Consider the following 20,978-nt stretch of genomic DNA (forward strand, 5'->3'; position numbering starts at 1 on the left):
AAGGAGGGAACATCATGCGCAAGACACTGCCCGTCATCAGCACCGGTGCGACGGCGGGGGCCGCGTCGGGCGGCTGCTCGACGACCGTCGCCGAGGCACCGGCCCGCCCGAGCCTGCCGCGCTGGCGCAAGCGGAACCTGCGGATCGCGCTGGTGCGCCACCACGACCTGTGTCTCAACACCCGTCAGATCACCCAGATCCAGAAGCGGGCCGGCGTCCTGCCGCACCTCGGACTGGGTTACATCCACACCGCGCTGAAGTCGGCCGGTTTCCACCACGTCATCCAGGTCGACACCCCGGCGCTCGGCCTGGACAGCGAAGGACTGCGCAAACTGCTCGCCGACTTCGCACCGGACCTGGTCGGCGTCAGCACGACCACGCCCGGCCTGCCCGGCGCCGTCGAGGCCTGCCAGGCAGCCAAGAGCACCGGCGCCAAGGTCATCCTCGGCGGCCCGCACACCGAGGTCTACGCGCACGAGAACCTCTTCCACGAGTGCATCGACTACGTCGGTGTCGGCGAAGGCATCACGATCATGCCGCAGCTGGCCGAGGCCCTGGAGCAGAGCGAGAAGCCGGAGGGCATCCCGGGCCTGGTGAGCCGCGAACACGACGGCGGCGCCGCGCCGATGGTCAATCTGGAGGACGTCGGCTGGCCCTCCCGCGACGGCCTGCCGATGAACAGCTACTACTCGATCATGGCTCCCCGGCCGTTCGCGACGATGATCTCCAGCCGGGGCTGCCCCTTCAAGTGCAGCTTCTGCTTCAAGCAGGCCGTCGACAAGAAGTCGATGTACCGCTCCCCCGAGGACGTCGTCGGTGAGATGACGGAGCTGAAGGCCCGGTGGGGGGTGAAGGAGATCATGTTCTACGACGACGTGTTCACGCTGCACCGCGGCCGCGTCCGGGAGATCTGCGAGCTGATCGGCGAACAGGGCCTGAAGGTGCGCTGGGAAGCGCCGACCCGGGTGGATCTGGTGCCGGAGCCGCTGCTGAAGGCGATGGCGGGGGCAGGCTGCACCCGGCTGCGGTTCGGCATCGAGCACGGTGACCCGGAGATCCTCAAACGGATGCGCAAGGAGAGCGACATCGAGAAGATCGAGCGGGCCGTCACCTCCGCACACGAGACAGGCATCAAGGGCTTCGGCTACTTCATCGTCGGCTGGCTCGGCGAGACCCGGGAACAGTTCCGCGCCACCGTCGACCTCGCCTGTCGCATCCCCCTGGACTACGCGAGTTTCTACACGGCGACCCCGTTGCCGGGCACCCCCCTGCACACCGAGTCGGTGGCCGCGGGGCAGATACCGGCCGACTACTGGGACCGGTTCGTGCAGGGCGAGTTCGACGCGCGGATCGGATACCTGGTGCCCGACGCCCAGCGCCGTGCCCAGGCCGCCTACCGCGCGTTCTTCCTGCGCCGCTCCATGGCGAAGCCGTTGCTGACCCACATGGCCACGACCGGCCAGTGGCGCAACACGCTGGACGGCCTGCGCAGTCTGGCCCGGTCGACCTCCAACACCGACCGTGACTTCTGAGACCGCCCGCCCGGCCGCGCCGGTGCGGCCGGGCCCTCCCGTCCGTCTCAACACGCCACTGCCCGCCCACGGACGGCGGCGGCGCGGTGAACCGTTCCTGACCCACCACGTCCGCGGGACCATGGCCCGCGGCTTCCGCCCCCCACCGTCCTGGTCGGTGCCGGTACGCTACGTCCTGCCCGACGGACCCTCGGGCGAGACGCCCCCCGTCTCCCGGGCCAGGGCCGCCGCCGACACCCTGCGCCCCGGCTCCCCTGCCCTCGCCCTGATCGCTCCGACCTGCGTGGCCCGCGGCACCCTCGCCGAACAGGAGGGACGCCTCGACGCCCTGCTGGACCGCGTCGCCGAGCTGGCCGAGGACCAACCGGACACCCCCGCCGTGCTGTTCGTCGGCATGCAGTGGTTCTCGGCCGAGGAGGAGGACGAGTCCCTGCGGCGACTGCGGGCGCTGCTGCGGCGGGCCCGCAGCCGACTGCCCGACCTGTCCGTGTGCGGTGTCTCCCTGCCCGGTCCGGGCAAGCCCCGCACGCTGAACGCGGCGATCGAGGTGGCCGAACTGCTCGGCTGCGCGGGCGTCGGCTGGGTCGACGACGACGTGACCCTGGACCCGGGCTGTCTGTCGCGGATGGTGCGGGACTTCCGGGCGGCCGGCTGCCGGGGCGCGGTGGGCGCCACGAAGATCCCGCACACCAAGGAGTTCGCCACCTCGCGCCTGCTGACCCGCGCGAAGGCGGTCGCGGCGCCCGCGACCAACTACCCGCACGGCTGCTGCATCCTGGTCGCCACCGACGTCCTGTCCGGCGGCCTGCCCGGCCGGTACGTCTCGGACGACGGCTACGTCTGCTTCCGGCTGCTCGATCCCGCCCTGCCCGACCCACTGGCCCGGCTGCGCCTCGTACCGGACGCACGCTGCCACTACTACGTCGCCGGACCCGCGGGTGAGACCCGTCGCAGGATCCGCAGGATCCTGCTCAACCACTGCGTCGATCTCGCCGACTGGCCCCTGCCCGTGGTCCGCCACTACTTCGGCCACATCCTCTTCGCCGGCCTGTGGCCGCTGACCGGCTTCGACGGCGCCGGCGGACGGCGGCGCGGCATCCAGAAGGCGCTGATCAAGTGGCTCTACTTCGCCTGGTTCGCGGGGGTGGGGACGGAGCTGTACCTGCGCGGGCTGACCGGCCGGCCTCTGCGCGCCGTCGAGTGGGCCCCGTACTCGGCCGTCAGAAGCCCTCTCCCACCCCGCTGACCAGGAGCGCTGATGAAGGTACTGTCTCTCCACTCCGCCGGCCACGACACCGGCGTCGGCTACTTCGAGGACGGACGGCTCGTCTTCGCCGTCGAGACCGAACGGCTCACCCGCGTCAAGCACGACCACCGCTGCGACATCGCACTCGAGCACGTGCTGTCCCAGGAGTGCGTGGACACCGACGGGATCGACCTGGTGGCGGTCAGCACACCGGTCCGCACCGCCCTGTTGCGGATCCCGGACCTCGACCACGCGATGCAGCGGATCAACGCCGGAGCGCCGCACCACCGGACCACCTGCGACCTGCTCGGCCGGCGGGTGGACTGCGTGGTCGTCACGCACGAGGTCTCGCACGCCGCCCTCGCCGCCCACCAAGCGGGCCATGAGGACGGCACCCTCGTGCTGGTCAACGAGGGCCGCGGACAGCTCACCCGCAGCTCCCTGTTCCGGGTCGAGGAGGACCGGCTGGAGTGGATCGCGAAGGACCCGCTGCCCTGGTACGGCAACGGCTTCGGCTGGACGGCGATCGGCCACCTGCTGGGCTTCGGCAAGAGCCCCAGCGTCGCCGGCAAGGTGATGGCGCTCGGCGGCTACGGAGAGCCGCACGCCCGCATACGCGAGCAGCTGCAGGCGGTGGATCCCCGGGTGATGCACGATCTGGACCTTGCCGAGCGGGTCCGCGCCGAGCTGGCCCAACGCCCCGAGTTCCAGCCCGAGTTCGAGAAGGCGGCACACGTCGTCGCCACCTTCCAGGAGTTGTTCACCGAAGCCGTGCACGCCGTGCTCGACCGGCACGTCACCCGTACCGCCACGGGCGTGGGGCCGATCGCCCTCGGCGGCGGTTGCGCACTGAACATCGTCGCCAACTCAGCGCTGCGCGAGGCCTTCGGCCGGGACATCGCCGTCCCGCCCGCCTGTGGGGACGCGGGACACCTGGCGGGCGCCGGCATCTACGCCCTCAGCTACGTCCTGGGCCACCGGCCCGAACCACTCACGGTGTACGCGAACGGCACCGGCGAGCCCTCCGCCGACGTCCTGGCCGCCCTGGACACCGCGGGGCTGCGGGCCGTTCCGTACGACGTCGCCGCGGTCGCCCGGCTGCTCGCGGACGGCGGTGTCGTGGCCCTGACGCAAGGAGCGGCCGAACTCGGACCGCGGGCACTCGGGCACCGCTCACTCCTGGGCAACCCCGCCGTGCCGGGGATGCGCAAGCGGATGAGCGAGAAGCTCAAACAGCGCGAGTGGTACCGCCCCCTGGGCGCCGTGATGCGCGACGAGCGGTTCGCCGAGCTCTACCCGGGCGACCGGCCCTCCCCGTACATGCTCTTCGAGTACCGCCTGCCGGAAGGCACCGCGCCGGAGGCACGCCACGTCAACGGGACCTGCCGGATCCAGACCCTGGGCGCCGACCAGCCGCGGCTGCACGCTCTGCTCACCTCCTTCGAGGCGCAGACCGGCGTACCGGCTCTGATCAACACCTCGCTCAACGGCCCCGGCCGGGCCATCGCCCACACCGCCCGGCAGGTGCTGGACGACTTCGCGGGCAACGACGTCGACCTGTTCGTCTTCGACGACGTGATGGCCTACCGGAGCGAGCCCCGGTAGGCCCGGTCCGGCGGTCAGCGCACCAGGTGCCGCGGCAGCAGCCGGTCCCGTACGTCGTCGGTGTACAGGCCGACGACGGGCACCAGGCCCGAGGAGGCCGGCTGCTCCCGCACCGCGTCGAGCGCCTGGGCGCGCAGCCGTTCGAGGAGCGCCTCGACGTCCCGTGCGGGCACGGCCCCGGTTCGCATCAGATGAGCGAGGTTTCCCTCCCGCTCGCCGTTGCGGTCGTAGTCGGTCAGGTCGTCGGCGATCGTGATGATCGTGCCGAAGGCCTCGGCGAACCGCCGCGCCGGGTCGGCGGACTCCTCCTCGCGGCCGCAGATCGCGGACAGGGAGCCGTAACAGCCCAGGAAAGTGGCCCCATAGGTGCTGGCGTTGGCGCACCACTCGTCGAGGTGCTGCGCGCGGTGGCTCTTGGTACGGATCTGGCCGGTACAGACCGCGGTGAAGTCACGTTCGAGCAGGTCGGTCACGGCGCGAGCGTCGACGGCGAGCGCGCACATCTCGTGCACTGCCGTCAGGTGCAGGTGCAGGCACAGACAGGCGAGTTCGACCCGGTCGAGCCCGGTGTCGTCGTCCATGAGGTCGTCGAGCAGCTTCATGGCCACGATGTCCATGGCGAGCGCCCGGGCCACCGCGGCGCGCCGCCGCGGTTCGGTGACCCACTCGGTGAGGAAGTGCGGCACTCGCAGGTACAGGCGCAACGCCGCGGTGTGGGCGACGAGTTCGGGCGAGCCACCGTTGCGGGCGACGAAGTCGGTGACGTGGTCGCGGTTGGCGGCCTCGGTGACCAGCATCGACGTGGTGTAGACCGCGGGCAGTACCGCGGTCACGGCCGGTCCGCCGTGATCTCGGCGAGCGTGGACCGCCAGTCGGCGTGCTCCAGCGCCCCGGCGAAGCCCACATAGTCGGCGCCCGCCATCAGGTAGGCGCTGACGTGCTCCCGCCGGCGGACGTTGCCGCTGACGAACAGGAGCTGGTCGGGGTGGAGCCGCCGCCGGAAGTGGCGGACCACGTCGGCGGGGACCTGGGCGTAGCGGGAGTACAGGTACACCATGTGGAAGCCGAAGCTGCGGGTGATCTCGATGTACCGGTCGATCTGTTCGGTGCTCGTGGTGGCCACCGGAACCGTGCCGAGCAGGTCCCCCGTCTTGTGGTCCTCGCCGAAGGTGAGGGCGACGGTGAGCAGGAGTTCCGGCCAGTGCTCGCGGTCGGTCCGGACGGGCATGTTGACCAGGGTCTCCAGGTAGCTCTTCCACACGTAGTAGTCGTCGCGCGAGCCGAGCAGCGCGGGCAGGACGACGGCGTCGGCGCCCCGGGCCAGGGGGAAGCCGAGGCCCTTGCGCGGCGGGAAGTGCAGCAGCACAGGCAGCGAGCTGACCTCCTTGATCGCCGCCACGTACGGGTCCATGCGGAGCTCGAACGACTCGTAGTCGGTGCTGGCGAGGATCAGGGCGGGACAGCCGAGGCCGTCAAGGATCTTCGCCTTCTCCACGGCCTCGGCCTGTGGCACCTTGAACGGGTCGATGATGTGCACGGGCCCGCGCTCGTGGCTCCGCAGCCGATCGAGGACGGTCCCCCGGTCCAGTAGGTGTGGTACGGCCGGGACTTCTGTGCGCTGGGCCAGCTGCGGTGACGTGTTCACCGGCGTTCTCCCCCTCGTGGTCGGTCGTGGCGCCCTGCGCGCCGTCATGCGAGGTCCGCGCGGCTCGGCTCGGCCGCCGGAGTCACCGCCGCGGTGCTCGTCCTTGCCAGTGCGGCTACGACGGACGCGGTGGTGTAGAGCGCTTTCGTGTCCAGGACGACAGAGCCGAGCGCCGCCTTCCCGCGCAGGCCGCGTTCCCAGTGCCGGCGTGCGTCGGGGTCGAACTCCATGGGGCCGGGCACCCGGCACCACGCGGACGGCCGCCAACTGCCGTCCGGCTCCTGGGAGTCGGTCAGCCAGGAGACCGCCCGGCGGACGGTGTCACGGCCCTCCGGCAGCTCTCCGGCCAGCACGGCGCGCAGCGCGAAGGCCGTGGCGAAGGCGGAGCCCTCCGGCTCCCACTCGGTGCGTACGGCACCGTCGGCGCCGATCCTGTCGGCGGCCCAGCGGGCGGCTGCCCGCGCCTCGGGCCGGGCTCCGGCCGGGTGGCCTGCGGTGAGCGCCTCGGCGGCCAGGGCCGTGGGGTACTCGCGGTCCGGCCACCAGTAGGCGGGCCACGATCCGTCGGGCCGCTGGATCTCGCGGAGTCTGGTCAACAGCCGTGTCCGCACGGGCAGTCGGAGCAGTCCGGCCGCGGCCGAGGTCACGCACGCATGACTCGCGTACCAGGCGTCCCAGCGGGGGGCCACCCGGTCCAGGAAGGGCGCGGCGGTCTGCGGCAGATAGCTGGAGATTCCGCCGTCCTGCTGGAGGTGCGCCGCCACGAAGCGGTATCCCTCGCCGGCGCGCGGGTCGTCCTCGGCGCCCAGCGCCTCGGACAGTCGCAGTACCCAGGAGGTGATGTCGGCGTCACCGGGAACCCGGGGGCAGTAGCCCCAGCCGTCGGTCGGGCCGCGGGCCTGTTTCAGCAGCTCCCATGCGGAGAGCGCCGCTGATCGCCCGGGACCCTCGGGCAATTCCGCGAGTGAGGTCCCGACAAAGGCGGTGGCCCAGAACTGGCCTGGGCCACGGACTTCGTAGTCGTTCCACCAACCGTCCGCGTCACGTGCGGTCCGGAGGAATTCCGTCGCCCTCGAGAGGGCTTGTCCGGCGGATTCGCCGAGGGGTAATCGCTGTGCACCGTTCACGAACTCTCCTATCCGGGAGAGGTGACGAGCCGGGCCACCATGCCGGCGCGTGGACACTGCGCCGGCAGGACGATTCCCCAACCCTACACGTGTTCGCATCGGCGAGACAGAGTCAATTTCCCCCGGTGCACCGCACGGACTCGCGCCGGATTCACACGAATTGCATGTGGGTGCGTCGCCGCAATCGCACCGACATGACTGCGCCGCTCGCCAGCACCAGGAGCGCGGTCACCACGACGGCATGGACCGCACCCGCGGTGAGGGAACCGCTGCCGGCGCCGTCGACGGCGTACGTGATGATCTCCCGGGTCGACCAGAAGGGCAGCACCTTGGCTACGTCCTTGGCCGGGTCGATCACCATCTGGGCCCCGATGACGGAGATCAGCAGCAGGGTGCCCTCCAGGTCCCGGGGCACCGCGAGGCCGAGCAGCAGCCCGAGCGGGACGGCCACCAGGGTGGTCAGCGCCAGTTCCACGGCGACCGCCTGCGGGTTCGCCACGTCCTGGTCCACGATCACGACCACGGCGTACAGCCCGGAGATCAGCAGCCCGGCGGTGAGCAGGGCGAGCAGGCGGCCCAGGTACAGATGCCGGGGCCGGAAGCCGGACAGCGTGAGCCGCGGCTCGATCTCCCGGCCGCCGACGGCCGAGAACAGGGCGGCGGTGCTCACCGCGAACCCCACGCCCAGGCTGGCGAACCGGATGGCCTGGCCGGCCTGGTCGTGCCGGCCCAGGTAGAACACCAGCGGCACGAGGAGGAGCAGGCCCAGCACTCCGCGCCGGCGCAGCAGCTCGCGCAGGGTCATCTCGGCCATGCGCAGGGTCCGGGTCATCGGTCCGCCTCCTGCTTCCTGGGGCTGAGGTCCAGCACGTGGTCGACCTGGTCGAGCTGGTTGAGCATGTGGGTCACGACGACGATCGCCTTGCCCTGGTCGCGCCAGCCCCAGACGCTCTGCCAGAAGTCCACGTAGGAGCCCCGGTCGAAGCCCTGGTAGGGCTCGTCGAGCAGCAGGACGTCCGGGTCGCCGAGGGCGGAGAGGACGACGTTGAGCTTCTGCCGGGTGCCGCCCGACAGATCCTTGGCCAGGGTGCTGCGGGATACCTGCCAGTCGAGCTTGGAGGCGAGTTCGCGCCCCCGGCGGTCGGCGTCCCGGCCGCCCATGTCCCGGCCCGTGCCGAACAGGGTGAAGTGCTCGCGCGGCGTGAGGAAGCCCATGACGCCGGCGTTCTGCGGGCAGTAGCCGAGACGCCCGGAGATGATCACCCGGCCCGCGTCCGGCGCGAGCAGCCCGGCGCAGATCTTGAGCATGCTGGACTTGCCGGCTCCGTTGCTGCCCACGATCGCCGCGACCTCGCCCGCGCGCACGACGAGGTCGACGCCGTTCAGGACGCGGTGGCGGCCGTAGCTCTTCACGATCCCGCGCGCGTGCAGCCGGACCTCCCGCCCGGACGGCCCCGGGTCCCCGTCCGACCGCTGTTCCGCTTGTGCGGAATACCTCATGTGTGCCACCTTCCTTCCGCCGCCCGCGACGAATGGCGCGGAATGCCGGCCGTTCTGGTTCAGTGTCATTCGGGTCCGCGGCTCTTCGCGGATCCCGCCCGCCGCATCCCGTGGCCGTCAGCCTGCCACAGTCGGACGAACGGATGGCGTAGACCCCGGACGCCGTGGAGGGCCGGTGATAAACCAGACGAGCGTTTTCGGTCGTTCCCGGGATGCCCTTGAAGGGGAACCGCGTGCGACGGCAGCGCAATTCGGCCAGGCTGCCGCCCGAATCGCGCGGGCCTGTCCGGCGGATTCACCGCGCCGCTCCCACAGCAACATCAGCATTCAGGCCACACATCGGGAACTGTGCGGTCGGTCTTGTGATCACTCCAAGGTGGCCGTTACAGTGTGGCCCGTTGAAATCGGCGTATTCCGCACATTGTGCGGCCGCGCACGTCGACTGTGAATTCCCCTTCGTCCGCGGATATCTGACGAAGGGCCGGAACGGGTGGTGCACGATTCGGCCGACGAAGGGACACGGATGCGCCGGGGCACCGGAAGCGGGCACACCTGGTGGCAACGTGCCGTGGCCCGTGGCTTCGACCCGCTCCCCGCACCGCACGACCCGGTGACCCTGGTCAGGTCGGGAGAGATCCGGCAGGATCCGGCCGACCTGGTAAGCGAACTGCCCTCCGGCGGGCTCGGGGTGCTGCTTCCCACGTACGTGGCGCGCTGCGACCTGACGGCCCACGAGACCGCGCTCCGTCACCTCCTCGACGCCCTCGCCGACGTACGGCACGCCCGTCCCGGTCTGCCGCTGACGATCTGGCTGGGCATGCAGTACGGCCCCCGCGAGCACGCGGAGGCTCTCGACAGGCTCCGGAAACTGACCGGGGACTCCCCCGTACCCGTCGTCGGCTTCGCGCTGCCGGGCCGGGGGAAGCTCCGGACCGTCAACACGGCCCTGCGACTGTCCCGCCGACTCGGCCACACCGGCTGGCTGTGGACCGACGACGACGTCGAGTTCGGCCCCGGCTGTCTCGCCCGGCTCGTCGACCGCTTCCACGAACGCGGCTGCGCCGGCGCGGTCGGCGCCCAGCTCGTCGCCCTCCCCCGTACGTCCGCCATGTCGCGGACGATGGACCGCGTCTCCGGCGTCACCGTGCCGCCCGGCGCCTACCCGGCGGCTGCCTGCATGCTCGTCGCCGGCGACGTCGTCGCCGACGGCATCCCGGTCCGCAGGCTCGCCGACGACGGCTATGTGCTCTTCGAACTCCTCGACCCCGAGGCAGCCGACCCACTGCACGACCTGGAAGTACTGCCGGACGCCCGGGGCGGCTTCTACCGGGTCGCCCGGACCCGCGACACGCTGCGCCGACTGCGTCGCTCCCTGTACAGCCATGTGACCTGCACGGCCGACTACCCGTGGGCCACTTCACGGACGTATCTCACCGGCACCCTGTTCCACGGCCTGTGGCCGCTGGCCGCCTGGGACGGCAGCGGCGGTCCGGTCCGGGGACTGCAGCGCTGGACCGTCAAGGCCGTCCACCTGACCTGGTTCTGCGCGGTCGCCGCCGGCCTCGCCGTCCGGGGCGCGGCGCACCGCCCGCTGCGGCACGTGCCGTGGGGCGACGACGGCGACTTCCTGAGCCCGGCCGCCGAGGGGCAGCCCACGGCGGCACGCACCGGACCCTGACACGCGACGGCCGCCCACGGCGGCCGCCCGGACGCCGACACAGCCGGCCGCCCGCCGCGGCGGCCCCGGAAGGGAGACGCCGTGCGGAGCTCGGCACACACTCGGGCGGCGGTCACCGTCGTCCTGCCGCACCACGACTGCGCTGACTACCTGGGCGCGGCGGCGGCCTCGGTCCTCAGCCAGGACCGGACCGACCTTCGTCTGATCGTGGTCGACGACTGCTCCCCCGACGACGCGTGGACGGCCGCGTTGCGCCCGTACGCCCGGGACCCGCGCCTGACCGTGCTGCGCACCTCCGAGAACGTCGGCCACCTGCGCATCAAGAACAAGGTCCTGGAACGCGTGGACACGCCCTACGTCGCCTTCCAGGACGCCGACGACATCAGCCTTCCGGGCCGGTTGCGCCATCAACTCGCCGTGCTGGAGCGGGACAAGGCCGACCTGGTGGGCTGCGCCTACGAGTACATCGACGCGGAGGGCCACCGCACCGGCCGGCGCCGGATGCCCCGCAACGGCAACCTGTGGATGCGCCTGGGCCGTTCGACGGTTCTGCTGCACCCGTCGTCGGTCGTGCGCCGCGAGGTGCTGGAGCGGCTCGGCGGCTTCGACGGCACGGTCCGGCTGGGCGCGGACACCGACTTCCACCTCAGGGCGGCCCGGCTGTACCGGTTGCGCAGTGTGCGCCACGTCCTTTACCGCTACCGGATCTGGCCCCGGTCGCTGACCCAGGCGCCCGAGACGGGCTTCGGCTCCGCGGAACGCCTCTCCTACACCGGGGCCATGAACGCCCAGGAGCGCCGCCGCCGCGAGGCGCGGACCCGTGAGGCGCTGCTGCCCCTGTTGGTCGCCCCGCCCAACGACATCGACTTCACGCTGGCCCCGGTCGCGGTGGGCGGGTGACGGTGGCGAGCGCGGAACCACCCCTGCCCGAGATCGGCGTGGTCGTCGCGGCACCCGAGGGCCGGTGGGAACCCGCGGTCGAGAGCCTGCTGCGCCAGACCCTGCCGCCCGCCACGATCACGGTGGTCACCTCCGCGGACCCGCCGCCGTCCCCACGGCCGCACTTCGTGCGCTGCGCTCCCGGCGCCGCCGCCGCGGCCTGCGTCGAGGCCGCACGCGTCAGCCGGACTCCCTACGTCGCCTTCCTCCACGGCGGTGACCAGGCCCTCCCCGACTGGCTGCGTCATCTGGCCGGCGCGGCTGCCGACGGTGCGGGCCTCGTCCAGTGCGGCACACTCCGGCTGCGGGCGGACGCGCTGGTCGAGGGCATCACCCTGGCGCCCGGTCTCGACGGCGCCGCGTACGCCCTACGACATGAGCTGCTGGGCACGAGCGGCTGTACGGCCGCACGGGTCGTGGTGCCGCGACTGCTGGTGCGGCGCCGGAGCGACGACAGCGCCGCGACCGTGTCCGCCGCCCGGGCCGCCGGGGCCGGCCTCGTACGGGACGCGCACCTCGTCCCCGCTGTCCACACGCCCCGCGTGGAGATGTCCGGCCGCGGACGGGCCCCCGACCTCGTCTCCGTCGTGATCCCCGTCCGCGACGGCGCCCTCACCCTCCCGGCACAGCTGCGTGCACTTGCATCACAGACCTTGAGCACACCCTGGGAGGTCCTCGTCGTCGACAACGGCTCGACCGACGCGACCCGCGAGGTGGCCGAGAAAGCCCGTCCCGACCTGCCCGCCCTGCGCATCGTCGACGCCCACGAACGCCCCGGCGAGAGCTACGCCCGCAACCGTGGAATCGCCGCCGCCCGCGGTGACTTCATCGCCTTCTGCGACGCGGACGACGTCGCCGATCCCGGCTGGCTGGCCGCGCTGACCGAGGCCGCGCCGGAGGCCGACCTGATCGGCGGCAGCCTGGACAGCAGTGTGCTCAGCCCCGCGTACGCCGACGAGCAGCCGATGCCGATGACCGAGCAGACCGACTTCCTGCCCTTCGCGCGAGGCGCCAACTGCGCCGCTTGGAAGGACGTGCTGACCACAATCGGCGGCTGGGACGAGACCTACCGGGGCGGTGGCGAGGACATGGACCTGTCCTGGCGGGCCCACCTGTGTGGTTACCAGGTCGCATACGCCCACGACGCCCGCATGCACTACCGGCTGCGCGCCGAACTCTCCTCCTTGGCCCGGCAGAAATGGAACTACGGCAGGTCCGGTGCCCGGCTGTACGCCGCCTACCGCCACGCGGGCTTCGAGCGCCGTGGCAACCGGACGGTCCTCACGAACTGGTCGTGGCTGCTCCTGCACACCCCCGACCTCGCCCGCTCCCCGAGCCTGCGCCGCCGCTGGATCCGTTACGGTGCCCGACTCTCCGGTTTCCTGGCCGGCAGCGCGGAACAGCGCGTCAGGTACCTGTGACCGCGACACCCCGGCTCCCGACACCGAGCGGCGCAGACCCGCCGGTGGCACCGCCGGACAATCGAGGGCGAGGCCGCCTTCTCCAAGGTGCTGCGCGCCCTGCCCAGTTGACCAGGCGGCGTGGTGGTGCGGGAGTGCGGGACCCGGTGCTGTCCGGGCGCCGTGGTCGGCCGCCAATTTGACCGGATGCTGCCTCCGTTTTACTCTCGAATACATACGGAGGCAGCATCCGTTTTGATGCGGCCAACAGGATCAGGGCAGCAGCAGGAGGCGGGCGCATGAGCGTCGGTGAACAGCGGGGACGCAAGCCCCGCGCGGACGTCCAGCGCAACCGCGCTGCCCTCCTGGAGACTGCCCAGCGTCACTTCCTGCAGCACGGGGTGGGCACGTCCCTGGAGGCGGTGGCCAAGGAGGCCGGCGTCGGGCCCGCCACCTTGTACCGGCACTTCCCCACCCGGGAGGCGCTGCTCGCGGCCGTGCTGCAGACACGCTCCGAGGAGCTGGTGGCCCGCCAGGCGGACATCGAGCAGCTCGACGACCCCGCCGAGGCGCTGGAGCAGTGGCTGCGGGCGATGGAGAACTACTTCAGCGCCTTCAGCGGGCTGCCCGACCCGCTCATGGCCGCTGCCAGGGCGCAGGAGCCGGACAACCCGCTCACGATCCCCTGCGACATCCTCATCTCCGCCACCGATCAGTATGTGCGAGCCGCGCAGCTCGCGGGGCGCGTGCGCGCGTCGGTGCGCGGGCACGACCTGTTCCTCGCGGCTTGTTCCGTTGCCTGGATCAAGGGCACCGGCACCGAGGAGGAGCCGCTCGACCGGCTCCGCATGCTCATCGCGAGCGGCTACCGCGAGCGGGACGGCCAGGCGTAGACGTCAGGCACCCGGCCCGGCCCCACCCCCGCGACACCAGGGGGCGCTGCCGCCCACCCGTCACATCGCACTGCCCTCGGAGACAGCGCACCTTCCAAGGACACATCATGAAAATTACTGTCATAGGCACTGGTGCCATCGGCGGGAACCTCGCCGCCAAGCTCAGCACGGCCGGTCACGACGTCCAGGTGTCGGACGCCCGCGGCCCCGAGGCCATCCGCCCGGAGGCACTGGAGTCCGGGGCTCGCGCGGCGGAGCTCGCCGACGCCGTCCAGGGCCGGGACGTCATCATCCTGGCCATCCCCTTCGGGCTGGCGGGGAAGCTGGCCGCCCCACTGGCCTCGGTCCCTGACGAGACGGCGGTCATCGACACCTCGAACTACTACCCGTTCCTCAGCGGGCGGATCGAGGCCGTGGACAACGGCGCAGTCGACAGCGTGTGGAACGCCGAGCAGCTGGGACGCCCCGTGGTCAAGGCGTGGAATGCCGCCCTGGCCGAGACCCAGCGGACCCGGGGCGTGCCGGCCGGCACCCCGGGCCGTATCGCCATCCCGGTCGCCGGCGACTCCGAGGAGGCGCGGCGGGTGGCCATGCGGCTCGTCGACGACACCGGCTTCGACCCCTACGACGCCGGCACACTGGCCGACTCCTGGCGCCAGCAGCCGAACAGCCCCGCCTACTGCACCGAGCTGACCCTCGACGAACTGCCCGCGGCCCTCGCCGCGGCCGACCGCGTCAAGGACACCCGCATCCGCGACAGCGTCCCGGAACGCTTCGCCGCCCTCCCGGCCACGGCCACCCTGGACGATGTCGTCGAGATGAACCGCGCCGCCCACCGCTGACGCATGCGGGGCGTCCGGCCGTGCCAGGCCGGCAGGAACACCCGTGAAGCATCCCGAATACGCGGGAATCAACCACGCCAGAATGGAATCGCCTTGTCCACCACAGCCATGCCCACTCCGGCTCCGGCCTTCACCGACATCGTGCGGGCCCGGCACTCTGTGCGGAGTTTCCTCCCCGATCCGTTGTCCGCCTCGGACATCCGCGGCGTGCTGGAAGACGCACAGGCCGCCCCGTCGAACTGCAATACGCAGCCGTGGACGGTGCACATCGTCTCCGGCGCGGCGCGGAACGCCCTGAGCAAGGAGATGCTCAGGGCCGACGAGGAGGGCCGCTTCTCGCCCGATTTCACCTTCGACTACGCCGACTTCGGTGACGGCGCCTACCTCGACCGGGCACACCACCACGCCGCGACCATCACCCAGGCCCAGGGCCTGAAGCGCGAGGACCGGGACGCCCGGAAGACCGTCGCCCGCAAGGGCCTGGAGTTCTTCGGCGCACCGCACGCCGCATTCCTGTTCATGCCGACGTTCGGCGACGGAGTGCGGGCGGCCGGCGACATCGGCATGTACGGGCAGAACTTTCTGCTCTCCCTCGCCGCCCGCGGTCTTGCCGGCATCCCGCAGACCCAACTCGGCTTCTACGCCGACACCGTCCGCGACTTCCTGGGCGTCCCCGAGGACCTCAAGCTGCTGTTCGGCATCTCCTTCGGCATCGCCGACGAGACCACGCCGGTGAACAACGTCCGTATGGACCGCATCCCGCTGCAGCAGAGCGTGGTCCTGCACGACACCCCCGGCATCCTCGACGCGTAAGAACCCGCTGCGCTCGTCACCGGCAGGAAGAGAAGACCCACCACCATGTCATTCACCGTCTCGGCCGCCGAACCACTCCCCTCTCCCGTGGGCGTCGGCATCATCGGGCTGAGCGCGCGCGGCGGCTGGGCCGCCCGCGCCCATGTGCCGGCCCTGGAAGCGCTGAAGGGAAAGTTCGAACTGCGCGCGCTGAGCGCCAGCAGCGCCGAGTCCGCCAGGGCAGCCGGGCAGAAGTACGGCACCCCACTGGCCTTCGGCAGCGCCGAGGAACTGGTGCGTCGCGACGAAGTGGACTTGGTGGTGGTGACCGTGAAGGTCCCCCACCACCGCAGGCTCGTCGGGGCGGCACTGCACGCGGGCAAGAACGTCCTGTGCGAGTGGCCCCTGGCCAACGGCCCTGCGGAAGCGGAGGAGTTGGCGGAGCTCGCCGCCCGTGCGGGCGTCCGCGGCTTCGTGGGCCTCCAGGCCCGTGCCAACCCTGCCCTGCGGTATACGCGCGACTTGGTCGCCGAGGGCTACGTCGGCGAGGTGCTGTCCACCAGCATGATCGCCTCCGGCGGCGCCTGGGGACCCACGTACTCCTCCGGCAGCGAGTACCTGCTCGACCGGGACAACGGGGCCACCCTGCTCACCATCCCCTTCGGACACACCATCGACGCGCTGTCGACGGTCCTTGGTGAGTTCACCGAGGCCACCGCCACCACGGCGGTCCGCCGCCCCCGCGTCACCAACGCCGAGACCGGCGAGAGCAGGACCATGACGGCGGCCGACCAGGTCTCGGTCACGGGAGTCCTGGAGGGCGGGGCCGTCGCCTCCGTCCACTACCGCGGAGGCTCCTCCCGCGGGACGAACTTCCACTGGGAGATCAACGGAACCGACGGCGATCTCATCGTCACCGCGCCCAGCGGGCACCTGCAGCTGGCACCCCTCACCCTGCACGGCGCCCGCGGCAACGACGTCCGACTCACCGCACTCGCCGTCCCCGACACCTACGAGCGGATCCCCTCCATCGCAGGTCGCTCCGACGAACCCGGCTACGCCCTGGCCCACGCGTACGCCGACCTCCACGACGACCTGACCGAGGGGACCCGCACCGCACCCGACTTCGGGCACGCCGTACGCCGCCACCGCCTCCTCGACAGCATCGAACGCGCCGCAACCACCGGCGAACGCACCCGACTCGCCCCCTGACGCGGGCCGTTCAGCCCGAAGGCGACGAGCGCTGTCAGCGTGTGCCGCCCGATGGCGGCCCCCGAACGAGAGATGCCGACTTCGCCTTCCGGCCCCCGACCTGTGATCCACGAACACCGGGTCGCCGGCGAAGTCCTGCGCGATGGGGGCCCAGGACGGATGCGCGACGGTTGTCGACGAAGCCGTTCAATCGCCAGCCATACAGCCGTGCTTTCTTCGCCCTCTTGCGCACCCTCGTCCTGCCCGGCCCCCGTGACCTTCACAGGTCAGACGCGTTGCCCGCGCTTCTTCCTCGCGCGCATACGCTCGCGAAGCTCGGCCTGGTAGAAGGCGGCTTTGTCACCGCCCAGCTCGAAGTACTCACAGATGTCGGCGACGGTTTCAGCGTTGTCCGCAGTACCCGTGAGGCCGATCCGGGCGAGGCCCCAGAATCCTTCCTGCGCGTGGGTCCGGCATCGGTCACCAAGGCCCGCGTCTTCTGCGTCCAGCTGATGGTCGCCACAGCCCGCGGCCACGAACGACAACGTCTGCAGCAGCACGTCTCGGGCCAGTGCCGAAAGGTCACCTGCCAGGGCGGCCATGATCACGCCGACCGCCGGCGGAGTGCACTCGAAGATGATGGTGCTTTCCTCGACGTGACCATCGAGGGTGTATCCGATCATGTCCAGGGACGTCTCAGCAGTGATGATCGCCTCGATCAGAAGAGGCACATGCTCCGCAGTATCGCCGCAGCCGCACTCCAGCGAAGCCCAATCGACCCGTCGCATTTCTGCACGCACCAGCTCACTGACTACCACCGCAGACCCCCAAGAGCCATGCCGGACCCCACGTCCCGGCGCTAGCGATCAAGCATGACCCAGCTGGGGCCACATCCGCCCTGGTGCGCGGCGTCCGCGCCCGGCAGACGCGCCGCGCCCTCCTCCCGCCACCTCGTCCCCGCGCGCGGCGGGCAGACGCCCCAGCCGCAGCGCGATCCGACCATGACCACCAGCGATGACAATGCGCATGTTTCCGCCTGTACGCCCGCCCCGGACGGTTCACCGCACAACCATGTGGGCGGCTCGTGGGTCACACGGGTACCGCGGCACCCTCACGACCCCGCCGCGAACGACTACGGGAGTACGTCATCAGCGTCATACGCAACACCACCCTGACCGCGGCGGGCTGTGCGGCCCTGCTGCTCGCGACGACCGCGGCCTGCGGCACCGTGGAGAACCTCACCGCGGCCCAGAAAATCGACCGGGCCGCGGACAAACTGGGTGAGCGCACGTCCCTGTCCGTGGAGTTGGGCCTGGACGCCTCACCCGCCGCGCTGACGAAGCTCGCGGGTTCGGACGACGAGGTCCTGCCGCCCGAGATGGCCAAGGCCCTCACCAAGTCCCGGATCAGCATTTCCGTGCGGTCCAAGAAGCCGCTCGCCGATTCGGGCGAGAAGGACATCGTCGGCGCCGGCCTGAAGATCAATGGCCCGCAGGGCGTCCTGGCCGAGTACCGCCTGTCCGGTGACTACGCGTACTACCGCATGGACCTCGACGCCTTCTCCGAGCTCGCGGGCATCCCCGCACCCACCGCCGACGACCTGCCCCCCGGCAAGGAGGGCAAGGCGTTCCGCAACGTTCTCGACGGCAAGTGGGTCAAGTTCAGGACGGACGATCTCAAGGAGCGCTCCGCCGAGCGGAGCGGCAAGAAGGCGGATGGAAAGGCGGACGAGGATGTGGTCGACTCCGCCACCCAGAAAAAGATCATGAAGGCTGTGCGCGGCGCGCTGGAGAACAATGTCACCCTCACCGACAAGGGTGACAAGAACGGTACCGAGCACGTCACCGCCAAGGCGCCGTTCCGCAAGCTCCTGACGGACGTCGTCGCCAAGCTGCGACCGATCTCCGACGAACTGCCCGAGGGCGCCGAACTCCCCACCGCCAAGGACCTGAAGGACGCGCCGAACAAGAAGGTCGCCGTCGACTTCGCCATCAAGGACGGCACTCTGACCGGCGTCTCCATGGACATCGCCTCCCTCGCGGACGACGCCCACGGAGCGAAGGTCCCGCTGTCCGTGAGATTCGGTGAGGCAGGCGACGTCACCGCCCCGGCGGGCGCCGCGGAGATCCCCATGAAGGAGCTCATCACGAGCGGCATGTTCGGGATGGCCGCTCTGGGCTCCACCGAATCCGGCGGGTCGGGCTTCGACGAGCTGGACGAGGACTTCTGAGCCCTGCCGGACAGCTCGGAAGCCTCGGAACGAGTTCCGGCCCTCTGTCCCCACGCGCGTGGCGCACGTGGGGACAGAGGGCGTACGCGCGTGTGGCCGCTTCTCGACTCTCCACGGCCACGCGCGCGTGAGTGCCGACATGCCGGTACGCGCGTGGCCGCGGCCGAAAGCAGGCCGCCCTCACGCCTCAGCGCCACCACTTCCCGCCCAAGCGGGCCCGCCACCGCCGTACTTGGCCGCCCGCCCCTGCCGCGGCAGTCCACCTGCCCCCCGCCCCCCATTACTTTCTTCGTAGCACCGCAACGGGGGTACCTGACTTCGGAGTTGGTCATGACTCCCCGCCTTGTCGACCGCATGGCCTGAGGGGGGGGTGTCACCGGCTTCGGAGGCACTGACAGACCGCCGATCAGGGGCATAAGCACCGGCAGCAGGGTGATTCGCGCGAGAGGACACCGCGCGTGATCGCCGCTCTGATCACCAGCGCCTACACAAGCTGCTGGCTTGTGCTGACGACATCGCCCGTCGATCCTGCCCGCCCCACGCCCGGCCCGGGTGGCGGCGCCTTCCCAGCCGCAGATGCAGCGCAACGACACCGTGGATGCGGCGCACCGTTGGTTGCTGCGCACGCGGGCGTGCTGATGCTGCTCTGCGCGGCAAACCATCTCCCCACGGGCCGATCCCACACGTCCGCCTCCAGCCTCGTGGCGGATCAGCGCACGCCGAGCGCCAGCCGCCGCTCCCCCGTCCCGGCCGTCTGATCGCCCGCCGAGTCGTGCCTGCCCTGGCCAGTGCTCCGAGTGATGCCTCTCGTGTTCCTTGCTCATGCCCCTGCACAAGGCTTCCCCCGGCTCATCCAGGCCAACGTCACCACCGCGTTGCGAACCGTCCGCGGTTCAAGGTCCGGCCGCCACGCACCACACGGTGAGACGGCTCCAGCCCGCCCCTGGCCCCCGCGGCGGGCACGTCCAGCCATGCGCTCTACCGGAGGAGGCCTCGGGAGTCGTACGCTTCGGGTCAGGGAAGGTGTCCTTCCCTGAAGAGCGTGGCTCCCAGCCCCCGAGCCCATTGAGGCCGGCGGGAGCCGTATCGCCGACGACAACGGCTCCCGCCTCCTGTCCTCGCGGCCGTTCCGCGCAGGGGAAACTCCCGCTTCCCCTGGGGCCGTCGAGGACACCGCGCGTGGGGGTGACATCCGGGGAGAGTGTCACCCCCACGCCGGCACCCACGCCTCCCTGCGACCACCGGCACAGCCCGAGCCCAGTGTCCGCAGTCGGACCGCGCCTGCCGCCAGGGAGAGCTGAAAAGCGGTCGGCACGGCCCGTAGCCCACCCTCCTCCGCGCAAGCCACCGGACACCAGCACGCGTTCAGGGCTCCGGCTGTTCGCCTGCCGCGCACCGCGCCGCGTACTACGTTCGCGGCAGCCGCGATCGTGCCAGATGGCATCTACTTATGCTGATCGCTACGAGCCGCGCGATAGGCACAATGCAGCGCCTGCCCCGCGCGGCACCGGCCCGGGAGCTTGTCGCACTCCGGACAGCTCATCAAGTGCTCCAGATAGATACGATATTCGTTCTGTCCGCTTTGAGGGGGCTTCTGCAGGCCCATCGCCGACCCCTGCAGGCAGCCGGCCGAACTGGTGTACCTCACGCGGTGCCACCCGCCCCGGGCTGACCCCGCGAAGGCTGGCCATGAGGGCCGGTGACGAGTTCGGGGACCGTCGGTCCGCGTTGCGCAACAGGGGTATGGCTTTCCGCCGCAGCACGCTGCGCGACGGGGGACGTGGTTTCGTCGTGAGTGCTCATGACTGCCTTCTCCGGGTGGCTCCAGGAAGGAACGTCCCTTGCAGGGGCGTTCCCGAGGGCGGGCCCTGCGTTCAGGGCGTGGCCGACGCCGGGGTCCAGTTCGACCCAGACGACTTTGCCTTCCGTGTGCGCGTGGCGTGCACAGCCCCAGCGGTCGGCGAGCTCCTGGACGAGAACCAGGCCGCGGCCGCTCTCCTCGTAGGGCTCGGCTCGGTGTTCGGGCAGAGGGACCGAGGTCAGGCCGCTGTCGTGGAGTTCGATGCGCAGGCGCTGTTTGTCACCGGTCAGCGTGAGACCGCACAGGAGATGTCCGCTGTCCGTGTGCAGGACCGCGTTCGTGGTCAGCTCGGAAACCAGCAGTACCGCATCGTCGCAGGTGTCGCCGGGCACCTGCCAGGCGTCCAGTCGCTTGCGGACGATGTCACGGGCCGCTCTCGCACTGGTAGGCAGGGCCGGCAGGCCGAACCAGTACTGGCGGCCGGACACGGGCGTGGCCAGAGCTTTCGTCGAGGCCGGGGTCGGGGGCCAGGTCACAAGGGTCGCCTTCCAAGGCCC

The 20,978-nt window shown here is 71.1% G+C and carries 18 protein-coding genes and 1 pseudogene; 11 read left to right on the plus strand and 8 right to left on the minus strand.

The annotated features are described in order from the left end of the window. Window positions 1–14: 14 nt before the first annotated feature. From ACZ45E_RS22410 to ACZ45E_RS22420, 3 genes are read left to right on the plus strand one after another with little or no spacing between them, the layout of a single operon-like run. Window positions 15–1,532, plus strand: a complete 1,518-nt coding sequence (locus tag ACZ45E_RS22410) for a B12-binding domain-containing radical SAM protein (protein WP_468223024.1) — start codon at window positions 15–17, stop codon at window positions 1,530–1,532. After that, the gene (locus ACZ45E_RS22415) at window positions 1,522–2,778 is read left to right on the plus strand and encodes a glycosyltransferase family protein (RefSeq protein WP_468223026.1); all 1,257 of its coding nucleotides are present in this window, start codon (window positions 1,522–1,524) and stop codon (window positions 2,776–2,778) included. The genes ACZ45E_RS22410 and ACZ45E_RS22415 overlap by 11 nt, the downstream gene beginning before the upstream one ends. Window positions 2,779–2,790: 12 nt before the next feature. Continuing rightward, a complete protein-coding gene (locus ACZ45E_RS22420) occupies window positions 2,791–4,383 on the plus strand; it encodes a carbamoyltransferase C-terminal domain-containing protein (RefSeq protein ID WP_468223028.1) in 1,593 nt (530 codons plus the stop codon). Window positions 4,384–4,397: 14 nt separating this feature from the next. On the opposite strand, the gene ACZ45E_RS22425 is transcribed toward ACZ45E_RS22420, so the two are convergent. From ACZ45E_RS22425 to ACZ45E_RS22445, 5 genes are all read right to left on the minus strand, one after another. Beyond that, entirely contained in the window at window positions 4,398–5,216 is an 819-nt protein-coding gene (locus tag ACZ45E_RS22425) for a class 1 isoprenoid biosynthesis enzyme (RefSeq protein WP_468223030.1), read from the minus strand. Then, window positions 5,213–6,028, minus strand: a complete 816-nt coding sequence (locus tag ACZ45E_RS22430) for a geranylgeranylglyceryl/heptaprenylglyceryl phosphate synthase (RefSeq protein ID WP_468223033.1) — start codon at window positions 6,026–6,028, stop codon at window positions 5,213–5,215. Before ACZ45E_RS22430 ends, ACZ45E_RS22425 begins: the two co-directional genes overlap by 4 nt. Window positions 6,029–6,072: 44 nt before the next feature. Continuing rightward, the gene (locus tag ACZ45E_RS22435) at window positions 6,073–6,984 is read right to left on the minus strand and encodes a prenyltransferase/squalene oxidase repeat-containing protein (protein WP_468223034.1); all 912 of its coding nucleotides are present in this window, start codon (window positions 6,982–6,984) and stop codon (window positions 6,073–6,075) included. A 322-nt stretch (window positions 6,985–7,306) separates the two neighbouring features. Next, a complete protein-coding gene (locus ACZ45E_RS22440; RefSeq protein WP_468223037.1) occupies window positions 7,307–7,987 on the minus strand; it encodes a hypothetical protein in 681 nt (226 codons plus the stop codon). After that, window positions 7,984–8,655: an ABC transporter ATP-binding protein gene (locus ACZ45E_RS22445; protein ID WP_468223039.1), complete on the minus strand. Its 672-nt coding sequence runs from the start codon at window positions 8,653–8,655 to the stop codon at window positions 7,984–7,986. The genes ACZ45E_RS22440 and ACZ45E_RS22445 overlap by 4 nt, the downstream gene beginning before the upstream one ends. 523 nt (window positions 8,656–9,178) lie before the next feature. On the opposite strand from ACZ45E_RS22445, the gene ACZ45E_RS22450 reads away from it, so the two are divergent. From ACZ45E_RS22450 to ACZ45E_RS22480, 7 genes are all read left to right on the plus strand, one after another. Further along, window positions 9,179–10,333, plus strand: coding sequence for a glycosyltransferase family 2 protein (locus tag ACZ45E_RS22450; protein WP_468223041.1), 1,155 nt, complete (start codon window positions 9,179–9,181; stop codon window positions 10,331–10,333). An 81-nt stretch (window positions 10,334–10,414) separates the two neighbouring features. Then, window positions 10,415–11,233, plus strand: coding sequence for a glycosyltransferase family 2 protein (locus ACZ45E_RS22455; protein ID WP_468223044.1), 819 nt, complete (start codon window positions 10,415–10,417; stop codon window positions 11,231–11,233). Beyond that, window positions 11,230–12,693, plus strand: coding sequence for a glycosyltransferase family 2 protein (locus ACZ45E_RS22460; protein WP_468223047.1), 1,464 nt, complete (start codon window positions 11,230–11,232; stop codon window positions 12,691–12,693). Before ACZ45E_RS22455 ends, ACZ45E_RS22460 begins: the two co-directional genes overlap by 4 nt. Window positions 12,694–12,971: 278 nt before the next feature. Further along, window positions 12,972–13,565 carry a TetR/AcrR family transcriptional regulator gene (locus ACZ45E_RS22465; protein WP_468223049.1) on the plus strand — a complete coding sequence of 198 codons (594 nt, stop codon included), beginning with the start codon at window positions 12,972–12,974 and terminating at the stop codon, window positions 13,563–13,565. Window positions 13,566–13,672: 107 nt separating this feature from the next. After that, window positions 13,673–14,407, plus strand: coding sequence for an NADPH-dependent F420 reductase (locus ACZ45E_RS22470; RefSeq protein WP_468223051.1), 735 nt, complete (start codon window positions 13,673–13,675; stop codon window positions 14,405–14,407). Window positions 14,408–14,500: 93 nt separating this feature from the next. Next, window positions 14,501–15,220 (plus strand): nitroreductase, encoded by a 720-nt coding sequence (locus ACZ45E_RS22475; RefSeq protein ID WP_468223054.1) that lies wholly within the window; start codon window positions 14,501–14,503, stop codon window positions 15,218–15,220. 45 nt (window positions 15,221–15,265) lie between these two features. Then, window positions 15,266–16,411, plus strand: coding sequence for a Gfo/Idh/MocA family oxidoreductase (locus ACZ45E_RS22480; protein ID WP_468223056.1), 1,146 nt, complete (start codon window positions 15,266–15,268; stop codon window positions 16,409–16,411). Between the two features lie 266 nt (window positions 16,412–16,677). On the opposite strand, the gene ACZ45E_RS22485 is transcribed toward ACZ45E_RS22480, so the two are convergent. After that, the gene (locus ACZ45E_RS22485; protein WP_468223059.1) at window positions 16,678–17,190 is read right to left on the minus strand and encodes a hypothetical protein; all 513 of its coding nucleotides are present in this window, start codon (window positions 17,188–17,190) and stop codon (window positions 16,678–16,680) included. Between the two features lie 96 nt (window positions 17,191–17,286). Beyond that, window positions 17,287–17,418: pseudogene (locus ACZ45E_RS22490) on the minus strand (NAD-dependent dehydratase); the annotation flags it as partial. Between the two features lie 56 nt (window positions 17,419–17,474). Here ACZ45E_RS22490 and ACZ45E_RS22495 point away from each other — a divergent pair. Further along, a complete protein-coding gene (locus ACZ45E_RS22495) occupies window positions 17,475–18,620 on the plus strand; it encodes a hypothetical protein (protein ID WP_468223062.1) in 1,146 nt (381 codons plus the stop codon). A 1,644-nt stretch (window positions 18,621–20,264) separates the two neighbouring features. On the opposite strand, the gene ACZ45E_RS22500 is transcribed toward ACZ45E_RS22495, so the two are convergent. After that, window positions 20,265–20,957 (minus strand): ATP-binding protein, encoded by a 693-nt coding sequence (locus ACZ45E_RS22500; protein ID WP_468223065.1) that lies wholly within the window; start codon window positions 20,955–20,957, stop codon window positions 20,265–20,267. Window positions 20,958–20,978 lie beyond the last annotated feature (21 nt).

It is taken from the genome of Streptomyces sp. NPDC030991 (assembly GCF_055571235.1).